The organism is Leifsonia sp. SIMBA_070, from assembly GCF_046534635.1.
GTDB lineage: Bacteria > Actinomycetota > Actinomycetes > Actinomycetales > Microbacteriaceae > Leifsonia.
The window spans coordinates 1-273 of the sequence record NZ_JAWRYK010000267.1; the positions used below are offsets into that span (position 1 = coordinate 1).

Sequence of the window (273 nt, forward strand, 5' to 3'; positions counted from 1 at the left end):
GCTGCGCATCGGCGAACCGTTCCGGTCCGCTGGCGGTGAACCGTGCGGTTTCCCCAAAGCCCACCAGCCCTTCACCGCTGCGGATCCAGGCAAGCTGGTCATTGAGTACCAGATACTCCAGGAGCCCGATTGTGGCGGACAGCTCACCAATGGGCACGGTCAGGGAACGCAGGGTGGTCATAATGACTCCAGACTACTCCCAGTGCCGGGGTGGCACGGGTTACCTGCCCCGCACCCGCCCTGTACCCGCTGCCCGGAGCAGTCCGGCACGTG

At 65.6% G+C, this 273-nt stretch carries 1 pseudogene; it reads right to left on the reverse strand.

Annotated elements, in window-relative coordinates:
• Nucleotides 1–181, reverse strand: a pseudogene (locus tag SB754_RS20295) (isochorismate synthase); the annotation flags it as partial.
• Between the last annotated feature and the right edge of the window lie 92 nt (nt 182–273).